17 protein-coding genes are annotated in these 18,054 nt (G+C 73.2%); 8 read left to right on the plus strand and 9 right to left on the minus strand.

What is annotated here, in order from left to right:
* Positions 1–8: 8 nt before the first annotated feature.
* Entirely contained in the window at positions 9–584 is a 576-nt protein-coding gene (locus tag OHS58_RS22950) for a TetR/AcrR family transcriptional regulator (protein ID WP_328643957.1), read from the minus strand.
* Between the two features lie 92 nt (positions 585–676).
* On the opposite strand from OHS58_RS22950, the gene OHS58_RS22955 reads away from it, so the two are divergent.
* A complete protein-coding gene (locus tag OHS58_RS22955) occupies positions 677–1,609 on the plus strand; it encodes an NADP-dependent oxidoreductase (protein ID WP_328643958.1) in 933 nt (310 codons plus the stop codon).
* Position 1,610: 1 nt separating this feature from the next.
* Here the strand turns inward: OHS58_RS22955 and OHS58_RS22960 are convergent, their stop codons facing one another.
* The 4 genes from OHS58_RS22960 to hemE are packed head-to-tail and all read right to left on the minus strand — an operon-like array spanning position 1,611 to position 6,165.
* The gene (locus OHS58_RS22960) at positions 1,611–2,948 is read right to left on the minus strand and encodes a CoA transferase (RefSeq protein WP_328643959.1); all 1,338 of its coding nucleotides are present in this window, start codon (positions 2,946–2,948) and stop codon (positions 1,611–1,613) included.
* Positions 2,948–3,640 (minus strand): hydrogen peroxide-dependent heme synthase, encoded by a 693-nt coding sequence (hemQ, locus tag OHS58_RS22965; protein WP_328643960.1) that lies wholly within the window; start codon positions 3,638–3,640, stop codon positions 2,948–2,950. Before hemQ ends, OHS58_RS22960 begins: the two co-directional genes overlap by 1 nt.
* A 57-nt stretch (positions 3,641–3,697) precedes the next feature.
* Positions 3,698–5,098, minus strand: coding sequence for a protoporphyrinogen oxidase (gene hemG, locus OHS58_RS22970; RefSeq protein ID WP_328643961.1), 1,401 nt, complete (start codon positions 5,096–5,098; stop codon positions 3,698–3,700).
* Complete coding sequence (gene hemE / locus OHS58_RS22975; RefSeq protein WP_328643962.1) at positions 5,095–6,165, minus strand: uroporphyrinogen decarboxylase; 1,071 nt, start codon at positions 6,163–6,165, stop codon at positions 5,095–5,097. The genes hemG and hemE overlap by 4 nt, the downstream gene beginning before the upstream one ends.
* Before the next feature lie 88 nt (positions 6,166–6,253).
* Between hemE and OHS58_RS22980 the strand changes: the two genes are divergently transcribed.
* The 3 genes from OHS58_RS22980 to OHS58_RS22990 all read left to right on the plus strand — a co-directional run bounded on the left by OHS58_RS22980 (position 6,254) and on the right by OHS58_RS22990 (position 9,620).
* Positions 6,254–6,817, plus strand: a complete 564-nt coding sequence (locus tag OHS58_RS22980; RefSeq protein WP_326947730.1) for a DUF3000 domain-containing protein — start codon at positions 6,254–6,256, stop codon at positions 6,815–6,817.
* A 762-nt stretch (positions 6,818–7,579) separates the two neighbouring features.
* Positions 7,580–8,296, plus strand: coding sequence for a response regulator (locus OHS58_RS22985; protein ID WP_033261886.1), 717 nt, complete (start codon positions 7,580–7,582; stop codon positions 8,294–8,296).
* A gap of 100 nt (positions 8,297–8,396) precedes the next feature.
* Positions 8,397–9,620, plus strand: a complete 1,224-nt coding sequence (locus OHS58_RS22990) for an HRDC domain-containing protein (RefSeq protein WP_442788357.1) — start codon at positions 8,397–8,399, stop codon at positions 9,618–9,620.
* A gap of 2 nt (positions 9,621–9,622) precedes the next feature.
* Here the strand turns inward: OHS58_RS22990 and OHS58_RS22995 are convergent, their stop codons facing one another.
* From OHS58_RS22995 to OHS58_RS23010, 4 genes are read right to left on the minus strand one after another with little or no spacing between them, the layout of a single operon-like run.
* Complete coding sequence (locus OHS58_RS22995; RefSeq protein WP_328643963.1) at positions 9,623–9,889, minus strand: hypothetical protein; 267 nt, start codon at positions 9,887–9,889, stop codon at positions 9,623–9,625.
* Positions 9,890–9,913: 24 nt separating this feature from the next.
* Positions 9,914–10,231: a tetratricopeptide repeat protein gene (locus OHS58_RS23000; protein ID WP_328643964.1), complete on the minus strand. Its 318-nt coding sequence runs from the start codon at positions 10,229–10,231 to the stop codon at positions 9,914–9,916.
* Positions 10,231–10,374, minus strand: a complete 144-nt coding sequence (locus OHS58_RS23005; protein WP_328643965.1) for a hypothetical protein — start codon at positions 10,372–10,374, stop codon at positions 10,231–10,233. Before OHS58_RS23005 ends, OHS58_RS23000 begins: the two co-directional genes overlap by 1 nt.
* Positions 10,374–11,033, minus strand: coding sequence for a TetR/AcrR family transcriptional regulator (locus OHS58_RS23010; RefSeq protein ID WP_326947726.1), 660 nt, complete (start codon positions 11,031–11,033; stop codon positions 10,374–10,376). Before OHS58_RS23010 ends, OHS58_RS23005 begins: the two co-directional genes overlap by 1 nt.
* Positions 11,034–11,452: 419 nt before the next feature.
* Between OHS58_RS23010 and OHS58_RS23015 the strand changes: the two genes are divergently transcribed.
* Genes OHS58_RS23015 through OHS58_RS23030 form a run of 4 tightly spaced genes read left to right on the plus strand, consistent with a single transcriptional unit; the run spans position 11,453 to position 18,034 of the window.
* Positions 11,453–12,286 (plus strand): urea amidolyase associated protein UAAP1, encoded by an 834-nt coding sequence (locus tag OHS58_RS23015; protein WP_328643966.1) that lies wholly within the window; start codon positions 11,453–11,455, stop codon positions 12,284–12,286.
* Positions 12,283–12,918 carry an urea amidolyase associated protein UAAP2 gene (locus OHS58_RS23020; RefSeq protein ID WP_326947724.1) on the plus strand — a complete coding sequence of 212 codons (636 nt, stop codon included), beginning with the start codon at positions 12,283–12,285 and terminating at the stop codon, positions 12,916–12,918. The genes OHS58_RS23015 and OHS58_RS23020 overlap by 4 nt, the downstream gene beginning before the upstream one ends.
* Positions 12,915–16,442 carry an urea carboxylase gene (gene uca, locus OHS58_RS23025; RefSeq protein WP_328643967.1) on the plus strand — a complete coding sequence of 1,176 codons (3,528 nt, stop codon included), beginning with the start codon at positions 12,915–12,917 and terminating at the stop codon, positions 16,440–16,442. The genes OHS58_RS23020 and uca overlap by 4 nt, the downstream gene beginning before the upstream one ends.
* Positions 16,439–18,034 (plus strand): allophanate hydrolase, encoded by a 1,596-nt coding sequence (locus OHS58_RS23030; protein ID WP_328643968.1) that lies wholly within the window; start codon positions 16,439–16,441, stop codon positions 18,032–18,034. Before uca ends, OHS58_RS23030 begins: the two co-directional genes overlap by 4 nt.
* Positions 18,035–18,054 lie beyond the last annotated feature (20 nt).

Raw genomic sequence — 18,054 nt, forward strand, 5'->3', positions numbered from 1 at the left:
GAAGCGGCTCAGCCGGGCGGCGGCCGGAGGCCGTCCATCAGCAAGTCCAGCAGGCGACCGGCCTTGGCTTCCTGCTCGGGCCGGGGCGCCACGGTGAAGATGCCGATGAGGGAAGCGGCGATGTCCTCGGCGGTGACGTCGGCGCGGAGGTCGCCCGCCGCGCGGCCGGCGTCCAGGATCGTGGTGATGGCCGTCAGCAGCTCGGTCCGGGTCTGCGCGTGGGCGATCTCGCCGGCGTCGATCATCGCGAGCAGCGTGTCGAGCATGCCGTTCTTGGTCGCGATCCAGTCCCCGAACAGGTCCATCCAGCGCCGCATCGCGGCGGCCGGGGGCAGCCCTTCGGTCAGCTCGCGGGCGCCGGTCGTGAGCCGGCCGACCTGGTCGCGGTAGACCGCGTCGACCAGCGACTCGCGGGTCGGGAAGTGCCGGTAGAGCGTGGCGATGCCGACCCCGGCCTCGCGGGCGATCGCCCGCATCGACGGCTCGGCGTCCGCCGTCACGAACACCCGGGTCGCCACCGCGAGCAGCTGGTCACGGTTGCGGGCCGCGTCCGCCCGCGGCACGCGTGTCTCCGCCTCAGCCAAAACGGATCGCGCTCCGGTTGTGTTAGGGTCGTCCATGGAAACGGAGCATAGTCCGTTTCACCGCGTTCCCTGACCCGAGGAGACAGACGTCCATGCAAGAACAGAGCAGGGCGGTCCGGCTCGACGCCTTCGGCGGCCCCGAAGTCCTCGACGTCCGTGCGGTTTCCGCTCCGCAGGCCGGCCCGGGACAGGTCCGCGTGCGGGTCAGCGCGGCCGGCCTGAACCCGATGGACTGGATCATGACCGCCGACGCGGACACCGCCGCCCGGTTCGGCCTGAGCCTCCCGGCCGGGTTCGGCACCGACTACGCGGGTGTGGTCGACCAGGTCGGCGCCGGGGTGACCGGCTTCGCCCCCGGCGACCGGGTGTTCGGCGGCGCGTTGTCCCGCGCGGTCGCCGACTTCGTGGTGATCGAGCCGGCCGGGGTGATCGCGGCGAACGAGGCCCACCACACCCCCGACGGCGTCGACGACCGCACCGCCGCCACCCTCACGATCGCCGGCCGCACGGCATCCGCCGCCCTCGCCGTGGTCGCCCCAGGCCCGGACGACACCGTGCTGATCGGCGGCGCGGCGGGCGGGGTCGGGGTGTTCGCCGTCCAGCTGGCCCGGATCGCCGGAGCACGCGTGATCGGGACGGGGTCGGCGTCGTCGGCCGATTTCCTGCGCGACCTCGGCGCCGAGCCGGTCGTCTACGGCGACGGCCTGGCCGACCGGGTCCGGACCATCGCGCCCGGCGGTGTCACCGCCGCCATCGACCTGCACGGGACGGAGACGGTGCACGTCGCACGGGATCTCGGCGTCCCGGACGGCCGCATCTGCACCGTCGCCGCGCAGGTCGAGGGCGTGTCGGCGGCCAACGGCGCCAACGCCGCTCCCGGCGCCCTGGAAGAGCTCGCCCGCCTGGTCGCGGCGGGCCGGCTCCGGGTGCCTGTCGGGGCGAGCTTCCCGATCGGGCAGATCCGCCGCGCGGCCGAACTGCAGGCCGGCCGGCACGTGCACGGCAAGGTCGTCATCGACCTCTAGGTCACGGCGTCCAGGTCGGCTTGTCGACACCCGGGGTGCGCGTCCCGAAGTCCCAGTGCGGTTCCGCGCCCGGCAGGCCGCCCGCCATCCGGACCCGGGTCAGCCGGCCGTAGCCGCTGTCGGTCTCCTCCAGCAGGTCGCTGAAGTCCACTTCGGACGACGCAGGATCCTTGCGGCCCAGGGAATCCAGCCAGCGGCCGGTTCCCGCGAGGGACAGCCGGACCCGCCAGGTGCCGCCGTCGGTGACCTGGCGGCGCAGGGCCGTCATGATCGCCGCCGCGGCGAGCCAGCCCGTGCCGTGGTCCAGCGCCTGGACCGGGAGCGGCGACGGCTCGTCTCCCCACGCGATGCCGTTCGACATCTGGACCAGGCTGTCGAACCCGCGCCGCCGGGCCCAGGGGCCTTCCCAGCCGTAGGCGCTCAGGTCGGCGATCACCAAACCCGGCCGCAGCTCGGCCAGATCCGCGGGGCCGAAGCCGATCCGCTCGAGCGCGCCCGGGCGGAACGACTGCACTAGCACGTCGGCCCGGCTGATCAGCTTCTTGAGCCGCGCGCGGCCGCCTTCGGTGTCGAGGGCGACGAACGCGGATTTCTTGCCCTGCCCGGTGTCCCGCACGAGCGTCTCGACGCGCGGCAGGTGCGCGGCCCCGACGTGCAGGACGTCGGCGCCGTGCGCGGCGAGCACCCGGCCGGCCACCGGGCCGGCGAGGACGTGCGTCAACTCCAGCACGCGGACGCCGCCGAGCGGGCGGTCCGAGTAGAACAACGTCCGCTTCGGCGCTTCGCCGATCGGCGCGAGGTCCACGAGCGGTAGCGAAGCCACCGCTTCGCCCTGCGGGTGCGCCGCCCAGTCCTCCGGCGAGCGCAGCTCCGCGGCCGCTCCCCCGGCGCTGACGACGGCGTGCTCGACCTCGCGCGCGATGCGCCCGGCGACCGTCTTCGTCACGACGTCGCGGCTGCCGGGGACGCCGAGTCCCCAGCACACCGCGGCTTCGTGACGCGGGTAGTTGCAGTGCAGGCGGACCCAGCCGTCGGTCGTGCGGTAGTTGCCCGACAGCGGCGCCCACACGGACTCGGGCTCGATGCCTTCGACGCGCGAGAAGGCTTCGCTCGCGAAGGCCGCCGCCGCGTGGCGGGTGTCCGCCGTGACGACGCCGGGGTCGATCTCGCGCAGCTTCAGCAGTTCGCCGGCGGCCAGGGTCGCCGCCGCGATGGTCGTGGTCGCGGCCGCCGCCACCCGGTACGGGCCGGGCAGCACGTCTTCGGTCCCGGTCAGCTCGACCGGCCCCGGCGTCTCCCCGGTGAGGGTGTGCCAGACGCCGTCCAGGATCTCGGTCACTACGGCAGCGCCGCGACGAGCTCGGCGGGCGGCACGCGGGTGCCGGTGTAGAACGGGATCTCTTCACGCACGTGCAGGCGCGCTTCGGTGCCGCGCAGGTGGCGCATGAGGTCGACGATCCGGTGCAGCTCGTCGGCCTCGAAGGCGAGGATCCACTCGTAGTCGCCCAGCGCGAACGACGCGACGGTGTTGGCGCGCACGTCCGGGTAGTCGCGGGCTTCCTTGCCGTGGTCGGCGAGCATCTTGCGGCGCTCGTTCTCCGGCAGCAGGTACCACTCGTAGGAGCGGACGAACGGGTAGACGCAGATGAACTTGCGGGCCTCTTCCCCGGCGAGGAACGCGGGGATGTGGCTCTTGTTGAACTCGGCGGGCCGGTGCAGCGCGGTCTGGCTCCAGACCGGCGTCGACGCGCGCCCGAGCGGCGTCCGCCGGAACCCGGCGTAGGCGGCCTGGACCTGCTCGATCTCCTCGGCGTGCCACCAGATCATGTAGTCGGCGTCGGCCCGCAGCGCGGAAAGGTCGTAGACGCCGCGGACGACGACGCCCTTGACCTCGAGCCCGTCGAGGTACTCGGTGGTCTCGCGACCGGCGGTCCCGCGGTCCTCACCCAGCCTGCCGGGCTCGATCCGGAAGACCGACCACGTGGTGTACCGGATGGTGTCGTTGAGCTCGCTGAAGTTGACCCGCGCCATACGTCCATCCTGTCACCGAGGCCCGCAGGGCGCCCCCACGGGTAGCCGTGAGAGCACTCACGCGGAAAGGTGCGCTGCCACCCGCTGTGCGGCCGCTTCGGCCGTCGCCACGCACGCCGGCAGCCCGACGCCGTGCAGGGTCGCGCCCGCCACGGCCAGGCCCGGGATCCCGGCGATCGCCTTCTCGATGCGCTCGACCCGCTCCAGGTGGCCGGTGCCGTACTGCGGCAGGCCGCCACCCCAGCGGGTCACCAGCGTCTCCACCGGTTCCGCCGTGACGCCCGTGAGGCGCGCGAGGTCGTCGCGGACCACGCGGACCAGCTCGACGTCGTCCGCCTTCAACGCGCCCAGCTCGCCGAAGCGGCCCACCGAGCCGCGGACCAGGACCGGGCCCGTGCCGAAGTGCGCCCACTTGCGCGAAGAGAACGTGAACGCCTTCGCCGCGTACGGCACACCCGCCGCGTCACGCTCGCCTTGGCCGATCAGGATTCCCGACGCCGAAGGCAGCTCCGTGCCGGGTGGCAGGGCCAGCGCGACCACCGCCATCGACGCCAGCTCGACCTCGCCGAACGCCGCCGACGCCGCGGGCACCAGGTCCGCGAGCAGGCGGCGGGCCGACGGCGCGGGCACCGCGAGGACCACCGCGTCGGCGTCGATCGTGTTCTCCGCGGGCGCGTGCGCGGTCGGCGCCGCGCCGATCCGCAACCGCCAGCTCGTGCCGTTCCGCTCGATGTCGCACACCGGCAGCCCGGTCCGCAGGTCGGCGCCGGACAGCTCGGTCAGCCGGTCGACGACCGTGCCCAGGCCGCCGGGAACCGTGCCGAACACCGGGGCCGAGCTGGGTGACGCGGGCAGCTGGGACGCGGCCGCCGCGGTCAGCGACCCCGCGCCGGCGGCCACCGCCGCGGCCAGGCCCGGCATGGTCGCGCGCAGGCCGAGACCGTCGGCCCCGCCCGCGTAGACGCCGCCCAGCAGCGGGTCGACCAGCCGGTCGACCAATTCGTCGCCGAACCGCTCGCGCAGCAGCGGCCCCAGCGGCACGTCCCCGCCCGGCAGCCGCAGCTCCGGCAGCGACACCTCGGCCTCGACCGCGCGGCGCCCCGCCTCCGACAGCACGCCGGCGACCGACTCCGCCGACGCCGGGACACCCATCACGGTGCCCGGCGGCAGCCCGGTCACGGTCCCGCCGGCGTGGATCTTCGCGCGGGCGCCGGTCGGGTGGACGACGTCGAGGCCCAGCTCGCGGACCAGCGCGAGCATCTCGGGCCGGCGGGCGAGGAACGCCTCGGCGCCGACGTCGTAGGGCACGCCGGCCAGCTCAGTGGTGCGCAGCTTGCCGCCCGGGGTCCGGGTCTTCTCGAAGACGACGATCTCGGCGCCGGTGCCGAGCAGCTGCCGCAGCCGGTACGCCGCGGTCAGGCCGGAGACGCCCGCCCCGACGACGGCGACCCGCGTCACAGCTCGTGCACCAGCCCGGCCACGCGGGTCAGGACCTCGGGATCGACACTGGGGAGCACGCCGTGGCCCAGGTTGAAGATGTGGCCGTCGGCGGCTCGCCCCTCGGCGACGATGCGGCGCACCTGGGCCTCGAGCACCGGCCAGGACGCGTACAGCAGCGCCGGGTCCAGGTTGCCCTGCACCACGGCCTTGCCACCGAGCCGCCGGACGGCTTCGTCGAGCGGGATCCGCCAGTCGACGCCGACGACGTCCGCGCCCGCGTCGCGCATCGCGGGCAGCAGCTCGCCGGTGCCGACGCCGAAGTGGATCCGGGGGACGCCGTGGGCGGCGACGCCGTCGAGGACCTTCGCCGAGTGCGGCAGCACGAACTCGCGGTAGTCCCGCTCGGACAGCGCGCCGGCCCAGGAGTCGAACAGCTGGATCGCGTCGACGCCGGCGTCGAGCTGCGCGCGCAGGAAGGTCAGCGCGATGTCGGCCAGCCGGCCGGCCAGCTCGTGCCACACCGCCGGCTCGGAGTGCATGAGCGCCTTGGTGTGCTCGTGGTTGCGGCTCGGGCCGCCCTCGATGAGGTAGCTGGCCAAGGTGAACGGCGCGCCGGCGAAGCCGATCAACGGCGTCTCGCCGAGCCGCTCGACCAGCAGCGCGATGCCGTCGGCGACCTTGCCGACCTGGTCGGGGACCAGCTCCGGCAGCGCCCTCACGGCGGCCAGGTCGCGCACCGGCGTCGCGACCACGGGACCGGTGCCCGGGACGATGTCGATGTCGACCCCGGCGGCCTTGAGCGGCACGACGATGTCGCTGAACAGGACCGCGGCGTCGACCTCGTGCCGCCGGACCGGCTGCAGCGTGATCTCGGCGAGCATCTCGGGGTCGAAACAGGCGTCGAGCATCGCCACGCCCTCGCGCAGCGCGCGGTACTCGGGCAGCGACCGCCCGGCCTGGCGCATGAACCAGACGGGCGTGCGCGCCGGGCGTTCGCCGCGCGCGGCGGCCAGGAACGGGGCTTCGGGCAGCTCGCGGCGGGCGGACGCGGGGGTCCGCTGCGGCAGAGGCGTGGTGGGAGACATCGTCTTCAATCGTGCCACGAGCCCGGTGGGGCCCTTCTCTCGGCGCGCCTCCGCCCGCAACAGGGCGTGCCCGCCCTAAAGTCGATGCGTGACCGCGACGACTCCAGTGCCCGAACTCTTCCGCGAAGCCGTCGCGTCGCTGCAGTCCGTCCGGCCCCGCCGGGAGGTGCTGCTCGAGCGGATGCGGGCGCCGCAGCGGCTCGCACCGTTCTCCTACGCGGTGAGCTGTGAGGTCGCCGGTCCCGCCGACGTGCTGGCCTCGGGCCGGCTGGTCCTGCTGCACGACCCGGACGGCCAGGAAGGCTGGGACGGCGTCCTGCGCCTTGTCATGTACGTGCGCGCGGAGCTGGACCGCGAACTGGCGACCGATCCCTTCCTCCCCGGCGTCGGCTGGTCGTGGCTGACCGACGCCCTCGAGGTGTCCGGCGCGAGCTGGAAGGCACTGGGCGGCACGGTCACCGAGACGTCGTCGGCCCGCTTCGGCGACATCTCCGGCCCGGCCCGCACCGACGACCTCGAGCTGCGGGCGTCCTGGACGCCCGCCGACGGCGCGCTGCTGCCCCACGGGCAGGCGTTCTGCCAGGTGATGGCGAGCGTCGTCGGCCTGCCGCCGGTCGGCGTGACGCTCTTCGGGCAGCGCCAGAACTCCTGAGCCGCGCCCTGCGGCCGTCCGGGCGACAGTCACGGGCGGAACCGCGACGCCGGGTCTTCGCGAGCGTCCGCCGGGTCGCGTCTTGTACGAATGTGAGCAAAATTCGCGTCCGCCGAACGACGGCCAACCCCGGGCGGCCCGTTCGACGGCCGCTCAGCGGGCCGTCACGCGCTCGGAGTGGTCTATACAACACAAGACCCCGGCGGACCACCCGGAGCGTTCCCGAGGTCATTTCACGTCTCGCGCGGATGCCCCCGTTCGTGAGACAACGCCGTCACGCAGTGCGACAAGATCAACTTGCCCCGCGATCGCCGCCGGAACCGGTGAACACCCTTCACGGGATACGGACAGTCACCACGAGCGGCTGCGAAAGCCCTTCTGAAGCCGTTTCACGAAGTTGATCATGCCCCGGCCGAGACCGCTTTCCGGAGCAGTCGGACCCCCGTGGAGCCCCCGGTCGGCGGACGCACTGGAAGGTGCACGGCCCATCTGCACGGCCATTTGGGCGCCGGTAACTTCTTTGCATCGTGTTCGCTGGGCTATCCGTTAGCAACCGGCCGTGTACTAGCCCAATCGTGTTACCACGAACTCCCTGAGTGACTGTTCGTTTGAGATAGATACCCATTCGATCCCCCCGCAGCGGCCTCAGGGCGGCTACAGTGCCTTCGACGACACCACTTTCGGTCTAAAGCTGGCGCGGCTGAACGGCCGAAGGTCCCGGTGCCGGTCGGGGGGCACGACCGACTCCAGGGAGGTAGTGACGTGGCTACCGTCGGCATTTCTCAGGCCGTCCGATCCACGCCAGCCGGTGCTTTGCCGGCGAGCATGGTTCCGCACCCGCGGGAAGAGCTTTTTTCCGTGTTGGTGGTCGATGACCACCCGCTGTTGAGGGAGGCAATCGCAGCAAGACTCGCACAGATGGGTGCGGGTACCGTTCACGAAGCCGCCACGGTGGCCGAAGCGAGGGCGCGAGCACAGGCCACAGGGCCCTGTGACCTGGCGATCCTCGATCTCGGACTGCCGGACGGCAGCGGCATCGAACTGGTTACGGAACTTCGTAGCCACGGGTGGCCGCGCGTGGTGGTTCTCGCATCTTCGGACGACCCGTACGCGGTCCGCTCGGCCTTCCAGGCCGGGGCCCAGGCGTACCTGCTGAAGTCCGCGTCGCCGGTCGTAGTGACCGATGGCGTGCGGCGTGTGCTCGAAGGCGGCGTTTACGCCGACCCGAGCGTGGCTCCGGTGCTCGCCACCGGGACCCGCGTCGCCGGCACCGACAACACCCCGCGCGAGCTTTCCGCTCGTGAGGTGGAGGTGCTCCAGCTGGTCGCCGACGGACAGTCCAACAAGGAGATCGGCGAGGAACTTTCCCTCTCCGCCCTCACCGTCAAGTCCCACCTGTCTCGCATCGGGCGCAAGCTCGGCACGGGCGACCGGGCTCAGATGGTTGCGCTGGCCATGCGAGCCGGCGTCATCCGCTGACGGATAGACGAACCTCCCCACGGGGCGGGCGCACCAGGCGCGGTACGCCCGTCCCGTAGGGTCGTCAACCATGGAAAGCGCAGAAGCCGAGGACGCCGGGATGGAGATCGAGTCCGCAGGCGGACCCGTGCTGCTACGCGAGCCCGCCGAGGGCACACCTCCGGTGGTCACCGACCGGGCCGCACTGCTCGAAGCCTGTGAGCGGCTCGCCGCGGGCACCGGGGCCGTCGCCGTCGACACCGAACGCGCGTCCGGCTACCGGTACTGGCCCAAGGCCTATCTCGTCCAGCTGCGACGTGAGGGTTCCGGCACGGTCCTGATCGACCCGACCGAGCTCGACGACCTCACCCCGCTGAAGAACGTCCTCAACTCCCTGGAGTGGGTGCTGCACGCCGCCTCCCAGGACCTCCCCTGTCTCGCCGAGCTGGACCTGCACCCGGCGGCGCTGTTCGACACCGAGCTCGCCGGCCGCCTCGCGGGCTACGAGCGTGTCGCGCTCGGGACGCTCGTCGAGCTGCTGCTCGGTTACACCCTCGAAAAGGGGCACAGCGCGGCCGACTGGTCGAAGCGGCCCCTGCCGGTCGACTGGCTGAACTACGCCGCCCTCGACGTCGAGCTGCTCATCCAGCTGCGCGAAAAGCTGGAAGCGGAGCTGGGCGCCCAGGGCAAGCTGGAGTGGGCGCAGCAGGAGTTCGACGCCGTCCGCACCGCGCCGCCGCCCGCACCGCGGGCCGAGCCGTGGCGCCGGACGTCCGGGGTGCACAAGATCCGCAACCCGCGCGGTCTCGCCGTGGTGCGCGAGCTGTGGCAGGCGCGTGACGAGCTGGCCCGCAAGCGCGACCGCGCGCCGAGCCGGATCCTGCCGGACAGCGCGATCATCAACGCCGTCACGGCCGACCCGAAGACGGTCGAAGAGCTGCAGGCGCTGCCGGTGTTCAGCGGCCGCGTCCAGCGCAAGTACACCGCGAGCTGGCTGCGGCACCTGCAGGCGGCCAAGGCGCTGCCGGCGAGCGAGCTGCCGTCGCCGTCGCAGTCCACCGACGGCCCGCCGCCGGTGAACCGCTGGGCGGACAAGGACCCGGACGCCGCGGCCCGGCTGTCGGCGGCCCGCGCGGCCCTGTCGGCGATCGCGGAGGACCGCCGGCTGCCGGTGGAGAACCTGCTGCTGCCGGACCTGGTCCGCCGCACCTGCTGGCGGCCCCCGGCCCAGCTGGACGAGGACACCGTGGCCGACGTCCTGCGCGCGGGCGGAGCCCGCCCGTGGCAGGTCGAGCTGACGGCGTCGGCGCTGAGCAAGGCCCTGCACGCCGCCGCGGCTTCCTGACGCTAGTTCGCCGCTTTGCGGGCCGCGGCCAGGGCATCGGCCATCCTCAGTGTCTTCGGGTGGCCGGGTCCCAGCACCAGCTCGAAGCCTTCGACCGTGTACTCGTACGCGACGACGGCGTCGGCCCACTCCTCGCGCCGGAAGTGCACTCGCGCCACCACGCCCTGGGCCCACAGCAGCACCGGGTGGCCAGGCGGGAACGGGCCTGCGGCCAGGACGGCCCGCGCGTAGTGGTCCGCGTCGGCGAGCCGGTCGGTCTCGGCCAGCACCCGGCTCAGCAGCAGGCGGGACTCCTACGTGAGCAGCGCGGGCCCGGCCGTGCACAGCGTCTGTTCCGCGTCGTCGAACCGGCCCAGCTCGGCCTGCGCACGAGCGAGCCACACCAGCAACTCCGGGTTCCGGTCGAGCAGGGCCCGGTAGGCGTCGATCGCCGCCGCGTACCGGCCGGCGCGGTGCAACGTGCTCGCGACTGCGACGCGACACTCGCGGACCACCGGGTGCTCCCGCCCCATCACGTAGGCGAAGGTCGCCTCCAGCCAGGACAACAGCGCCAGCGCTTCGTCGACACGACCGGTCTCCGCACAGCGGCGGGCGATGCCGGACCAGGACATCAGCGTGCTCTGTCGTGGAGTTCGAGCAGCCGTTCCGCGATCTGCCGCCGCAGTTCCAGCGCCTCGATGCTGTCACGCTTGCGCTGCCGCTCCAGTTTCGCGTGCAGCCACGTGATCTCGCCGCGAAGCCGCTGGACGTCCACTATTCGGTCGGCGTCGCCAGGAGGGCGTGGCCCCGCGTTCGCAGCTCGTCGGTCGGCTCCGGCAGCCCGGCCAGCCGGACGACGCCGTCGGCGCCTTCGCGGGTGTGGGCCTCGACGTCCAGCTCCGGGTCGTCGCGGCGGATCACCGCGATGCTCTCCACCAGGCCGAAAACGAGGTCCGTGCGGACGGCCGCCGGGACGACGCCCGCTGCGGCGAGCAGGTCGCCGTAGGCCGCCTTCAGCTCCGCGCGCTCGGCGCGGAAGCGGGCCAGGTTGGGCGAGCCGACCTCGGGCAGCAGGTACAGCGCGCCCAGGTTGTGCCGGGCGCCGCCGAGCAGGCCGATGTCCGCGTAGGCCAGGGCCCACAGCCGGACGGCCACCGGCGCGTCCCCGGCGACCAGCTGCGCGGCCAGGACCAGCGACGGGCGGACCGTCCCGGCCAGCAGCGCGGCGAGGATGTCCTCCTTCGCCGGGAAGTGGTAGTAGAGCGACGCCTGGCGCAGCCCGGCGCGCTCGGCGATCGCGCGGGTCGTCGTCGCCGCGTAACCGGCTCCGGTGAACAGCTCCCCCGCCGCGTCGAGCACGGCCTGCCGCGCGTCCGGGCGGTTCGCCGCCGCGCCACTCGCCCTGGGTCTGCCGACCCCCGCCCCTTTGACCACGGCGTTGATCCTGCCAGGTCCCCGTCCCGCACCTGATCACCGAGGTGGCGTTACGCCGGGGTGTCATCGTTGACGGCCGGTCTGCGGATCGGTTAACCGAGTGGCAACACCGCGGAGATCAGCACGCCCTGCCGTCGCCTTAATTTCTGTCGTACGATCGAAACCATGACACGGGGAGCGTCCATGATCGACGAGCCGACCGGCATCACCTTCCCGCGGCGGCCGTCGCCCGCGGCCCGACGATGGTCGTGAACATCGGCCGGCGACGTGCGGAGATCTCCGATCTGTCCGGTTCGGGCGTCCTCGGACGCCCTTGTTCCCGCTAGAGTTCGTCGGCGGCGCGCCCGTGATCGGCGCGGTCCGCCGGCTGCGGCCACGCCCCGCTCCCGCCCTCGAACCGCTACCCGAGAGGACGTCCGATGAGCACGACCGCGACCACCTACGGCGCGCGTGACCACGCCCGCGCCCAGGCGGGCACCGTCGTCGACACGATGCCGTCGATCCCGGCGAGCACGTGGCCGTCACCGCCACCGGGGGTCGCACCCGAGGCGCTGACCTGGGCCGAGACGGTCGCCGGTGGCGGGTACACGCACAAGGTGCTGGCCCGGGGCACCCGGCTGCGGCTCACCGACGTCGAGGGCGACGCGTGCGCGCACCTGCTGCTGTTCAACGCCGATCAGCCCTGGGAGCGGCTCAACGTCGCCGACACGGTGAAAGTCCAGTGGAACGCCTACCTCGGCGGGTCCGTGGCGCTGCTGTCGGACCAGGCCCGGGTGCTCGCGACGATCGTCGCGGACTCCAGCGGCCGGCACGACGCGCTGTGCGGGACGTCCACTGTGGACGGCAACACCGAGCACTACGGCGACGGCGCCCCGCAGGGCCCCTCCCCCGCCGGGCTCCCGCTGTTCACGTTGGCCGCGGCGAAGAACGGGCTCGGCCCGCGCGACCTGCCGCCGAGCCTGTCGTTCTTCCAGGGCGTGCGCGTGGGTGCCGCGGGCGAGCTGGAGTTCACCGGCTCCGCGGGCGCCGGGAAGTCCGTCGACCTGCGGATCGAGATCCCGTCGATCGTGCTGCTCGTGAACGTGCCACACCCGGTCGACCCGCGGCCGGATTACACGGCGACCAAGCTCGAAGTGCTCGCCTGGCGCGATCGGCCGTCCACTCCGGACAGTCCTGAATGGACGCATAGCCCCGAAGCCCAGCGCGCTTTCGAGAACACCGCCGACTACCTGGCCGCGAGGGGGATCGCGTGAGCGCCGCTTACCAGTCCCAGCTGACGCTCACCTTCGACGTCCCGGCGCGGGCGCCGTTCTCCCTCGTGCTGAAGCAGGGGCAGGAACTGTCGATCGTCGACCTCGGCGGCAACCAGGCCGTCGACTTCCTCTGCTACGACGCGAACGACACGGCGAAGCGCTACAGCGCCGCGGCGACGATCGCCGCGCAGCGCAACATCTTCCTGACCACCGGCAGCGTGCTGCGCACCCAGGAGGGCGCGCCGCTGCTGACCGTCGTCGCCGACACCTGCGGGCGCCACGACACGCTCGGCGGCGCGTGCAGCAAGGAGTCCAACAGCCTGCGCTACGGCCAGCACACCCGGTTCCAGCACGCCTGCGTCGAGAACTTCCTCAGCGAGGGCGCGAAGTGGGGGCTCGGCAAGCGCGACCTCGTCAGCAACGTCAACTGGTACATGAACGTGCCGGTCGAGGCGGACGGCACCCTCGGCATCGTCGACGGGATCTCCGCGCCCGGCCTGGAGGTCCGGCTGCGCGCCGAGACCGACGTCCTGGTCCTGGTGTCGAACTGCCCGCAGATCAACAACCCCTGCAACGGGTTCGACCCGACGCCGGTCCGGCTGGTCGTGACGGCTTCCGGAGGCGGGGTGTGAGACTGCTCGTCGCCAACCGCGGCGAGATCGCGGTCCGGATCCTGCGCAGCGCGAAGGAACTGGGCCTCGAAACCGTCGCGGTGTACTCGGACGCCGACCGGCTGACCCCGCACGTGAGGCTCGCCGATCGGGCCGTCCGGCTCGGCCCGGCGCCCGCGGCGGAGAGCTATCTGCGCTCCGACGCGATCATCGCGGCCGCGCTCGAGACCAGCTGCGACGCCGTCCACCCGGGGTACGGGTTCCTCTCCGAGGACGCGGCGTTCGCGCGGGCCTGCGAGGACGCCGGGCTCGTCTTCGCCGGGCCGTCGCCCGAGCACCTGGAGGTGTTCGGCAGCAAGCACACCGCGCGCGAGGCGGCGATCGCGGCGGGCGTCCCGCTGCTGCCCGGCACCGGCCTGCTGTCCGATGTGGACGAGGCGGTGGCCCGCGCGGCGGAGATCGGCTACCCGGTGATGCTCAAGGCCACCGGCGGGGGCGGCGGGATCGGGATGCGCGCCTGCGCCACGCCTGGAGAGCTGCGGCTCGCGTGGGACGACGTGCAAAGCGTCGCGGCCAAGAGCTTCGCCAGCTCGGGGGTGTTCCTGGAACGGCTGGTGCGCCGCGCCCGGCACGTCGAGGTCCAGGTGTTCGGCGACGGCTTCGGCGAGGTCCTCGCCCTCGGCACGCGGGACTGTTCCCTGCAGCGGCGCAACCAGAAGGTCGTCGAGGAGTGCCCGGCGCCGGACCTGCCCGACGCCGTCCGCCGTCGCCTGGTCGACTCGGCCGTCGCGCTGTGTTCGTCCGTGCGGTACCGCTCGGCGGGCACGGTCGAGTACGTCTACGACCCCGAGCACAGCGAGGCCGCGTTCCTCGAGGTCAACACCCGGTTGCAGGTCGAGCACCCGGTCACCGAGGCGGTGTACGGCGTCGACCTGGTCGCCTGGATGCTGCGGCTCGCCCAAGGCGACCGCGCGATGTTCCGGGCCGTGCCGGTGGCGCGCGGGCACGCCGTCGAGGCACGCGTGTACGCCGAGGACCCGAGCGCCGGCCACCGGCCGAGCGCGGGCCTCGTCACGCGGTTCACGCGGCCCGCCGGCGCCCGGGTGGACACCTGGGTCGAGCCGGGCACGACCGTCACCACGCACTACGACCCGTTGCTGGCCAAGGTGATCTGCACCGGCGCCGACCGCGCGGACGCCCTGGCGAACCTGCGGACGGCCCTCGAAGAGACGCGCGTCGACGGCGTCGCGACCAACCTCGGGCAGCTGCGAGCCGCGGCCGCCGACCCGGCGTTCGGCGCCGCGACGCACGACACGTCCACTTTGGACGGCGTCGGGGACACCGAACCGCGGATCGACGTCGTGCGCGGCGGGACCATGACGACCGTGCAGGACTGGCCGGGCCGCACCGGCTACTGGCACGTCGGCGTGCCGCCGAGCGGGCCGATGGACGACCGTTCGCTGCGGCTGGGCAACCTCGCGCTGGGCAACCCCGAGGGAGCGCCCGGCCTGGAGTGCACCGTGGACGGTGTCACGCTGCGGTTCTCGCACGCCACGCAGGTGTGCGTCACCGGCGCGCCGACGACCGTCCTCGTGGACGGCGCCGAGGTTCCCTTGTGGACCCCCGTCGAGGTGCCCGCGGGGGCGACCCTCGACGTCCGGGCGTGCACGGCCGGGCTGCGCAGTTACGTGCTGCTGCGCGGCGGCGTCGACGTGCCGGAGTTCCTCGGCAGCACCTCGACGTTCACCCTGGGCCGCTTCGGCGGGCACGGCGGCCGCGCGCTGGCCGCGGGCGACGTCCTGCAGCTCGGCCCGGTGCCCGCGGATCCAGTCGTCGGGCCGGTGGGCGATCACCCGGACTTCGCGCCGCACTGGACGATCGGCGCGCTCGAAGGACCGCACGCGGCCCCGGAGTTCTTCACCCCTGACGACGTCGACACGTTCTACGCCACGGACTGGCAGGTCCACTTCAACTCGGCGCGCACCGGCGTCCGGCTCGTCGGCCCGCGGCCGAAGTGGGCCCGCGCGGACGGCGGCGAGGCGGGGCTGCACCCGTCGAACATCCACGACACGCCGTACGCGATCGGCGCCGTCGACTACACCGGCGACCTGCCGATCCTGCTCGGCCCGGACGGCCCCAGCCTCGGCGGGTTCGTCTGCCCGGCGACGGTCGCCACCGGCGAGCGGTGGAAGCTCGGGCAGCTGCGGCCGGGCGACACCGTGCGGTTCGTGCCGATCGACGCCGACCACGCGGCGGCCCTGCGCACACGCCCCGCGTCGGTGATCGAGCCGAGCCGGACCGCGCGCCACGACGGCGGTGTCCTCACGCGACTGTCCGCTTCGGACGACGAGCCGGCCGTCACCTACCGGCGCAGCGGCGACGACAACCTGCTCGTCGAGTACGGCGAGATGAAACTCGACCTGGCGTTGCGGATGCGGGTGCACGCGCTCGCTGAGCGGCTCTCGGCCGAGGGCGTGCCCGGGATCGTCGACCTGACGCCGGGCATCCGGTCGTTGCAGGTGCACGTCGACCCGGACGCGCTGCCGGTCGGCAAGGCGCTCGGCTTGGTGCGGGAGCTGGAACGCGACCTGCCGCCGACGCACGACCTCGTGGTGCCCAGCCGCAGCGTGCGGCTCCCGCTGTCGTGGGACGACCCGGCGACGCGCGAGGCGATCGAGCGGTACATGACCGGCGTGCGTGACGACGCGCCGTGGTGCCCGTGGAACATCGAGTTCATCCGGCGCGTCAACGGACTGTCCAGTGTGGACGACGTCTACCGGACGGTCTTCGACGCCGAGTACCTGGTGCTCGGCCTCGGCGACGTCTACCTGGGCGCACCGGTCGCGACGCCCTTGGATCCGCGGCACCGGCTGGTCACGACGAAGTACAACCCGGCGCGGACGTGGACGGCGGAGAACTCCGTCGGTATCGGCGGCGCCTACCTCTGCATCTACGGGATGGAAGGGCCGGGCGGCTACCAGTTCGTCGGGCGGACCGTGCAGGTCTGGAACAGCTGGCGTGGTGCGAAAGCGCCGTGGCTGCTGCGGTTCTTCGACCGGATCTCCTGGTACCCCGTGTCCGCCGACGAGCTGCTGGACCTGAGGGCGCGTTCGTCGGCCGGTCAGCTGGAGCTGGACGTCACCGACGGCACGTTCGCCCTCGCCGGCTACCAGGAGTTCCTGGCCGGTAACGCGTCGAGCATCGCGGACTTCCGGGCGAGGCAGACGGCGGCGTTCGAGGCCGAGCGGCGGGCGTGGGCGGCGGCGGGCGAGTTCGACCCGAAGCCGGAACCGGTGACGCGGCCCCCGGCGCGCGTCGAGGCTCCGCCGGGCGGCCACGTCGTCGAGGCGCCGTTCGCGGCGACCGTGTGGCGGGTGGACGTCTCGGTGGGCCAGCGCGTCGAGGACGCGCAGTCGCTGGTGACGCTGGAAGCGATGAAGACGGAGGCGCGGATCCCGGCGCCGGCCGGCGGGAAGGTGGTCGACGTGCTCGTGTCCCCCGGTGACCAGGTGGCGCCCGGCACGCCGTTGGTGGTGCTGGCATGAGCCTGCTGGAACGCGTGCGCGCGGCTTACCGGCGGATCGAGCAGGTCGACCGGCCCGAAATCTGGATCGACCTGCGGCCGGAAGCCGACGTGCTGGCCGAAGCGGCCGCGCTGGAAGAGCGTGGGCTGCCGCTCTACGGGACACTCGTCGCGGTGAAGGGCAACATCGACGTCGCCGGGCTGCCGACGACGGCGGGATGCCCGGCCTACGCGTACCGGCCGGCCGCGGACGCACCGGTCGTGGCCCGGCTGCGGGCGGCCGGCGCGCTGGTGCTCGGCACGACAAACCTCGACCAGTTCGCGACCGGGCTGGTCGGCACGCGCAGCCCGTACGGCGCGGTCCGCAACGCCGTCGACCCGGCGTACGTCTCGGGCGGGTCCAGCTCGGGGTCGGCGGTGGCGGTCGCGCTGGGGATCGTCGACCTCGCTTTGGGCACCGACACCGCGGGTTCCGGACGGGTACCGGCGGCGTTCAACGGGATCGTCGGCCTCAAGCCGACGCCCGGCCTGCTGCCGACCGAGGGCGTCGTCCCGGCGTGCCGCAGCATCGACTGCGTCTCGCTCTTCGCGCGGACGGTCGAGGAAGCGGCGTTCGCGCTGACCTGCCTGGCCGAGCCCGCGCAGGTCCACACGGGACGGTTCCGCATCGGCGTGCCCGCGGAACTCGGCCCGCTCGCACCCGGCTGGGCGGAGGCGTTCGCCGCGACGGTGGAGGACTACGCGGCCGCGGGCGCCGAAGTGACCACTGTGGACATCTCGGCGTTCCTGGACGCGGCGCAGCTCTTGTACGGCGGCGCGTTCGTCGCCGAGCGCTACACCGCGGTCGGCGAGTTCCTGGAGTCGCACCCGGACGACTGCGACCCGGTGGTGCACGGCATCATCACCGGCGCCCGGGACATCCGCGCGCACCGGCTGTTCGCCGACCAGGACACCCTGGCCGGGCTGCGCACCGAAGCCCTGGCCACGCTGGCCGGCGTCGACGCGCTCCTCCTGCCGACGACCACCGAGCACCCCACGCTCGCCGAGGTCGCCGCGGACCCGGTCGCCGTCAACGCTCGCCTCGGCCGGTTCACCAACTCCACCAACCTGTTCGGGCTGTCGGCCTTGGCGGTCCCGGCGGGGACGGTGGCCGGGCGCCCGTTCGGCGTCATGCTGGTCGGCGCTCCGCACGACGACCTGAAGCTGACGGCGCTGGCCTCGCTTCCGGGTGCGCGCGTACCGATCGTCGTGGTCGGCGCCCACCTTCGCGGGCAGCCGCTGAACCACGAGCTGACGTCCCGCGGCGGCCGGTTCGTGTCCGAAGTGGACACGGCGGCTTCGTACCGTCTGTACGCGTTGGACACATCGCCACCCAAGCCCGGGCTGGTGCGCGTCCCCGCGGACGGCGTCTCGGTGGCGGCGGAGGTCTGGTCGCTTCCCGTGCGGGGCTTCGGCGAGTTCGTCTCGCGGATCCCGTCGCCGCTGGCCATCGGCAAGGTCGAACTGGCGGACGGCCGCGAGGTGCCGGGCTTCCTGTGCGAACCGTCGGCTACCGAAGGCGCGAAGGACATCTCCGCCACCGGCGGCTGGCTCGCGTACCTGGCGTCGCGATAAATCAGGTGCGCGCCCGGCCA

Source organism: Amycolatopsis sp. NBC_00348 (assembly GCF_036114655.1).
In the GTDB taxonomy this organism is placed as follows: Bacteria; Actinomycetota; Actinomycetes; order Mycobacteriales; family Pseudonocardiaceae; genus Amycolatopsis.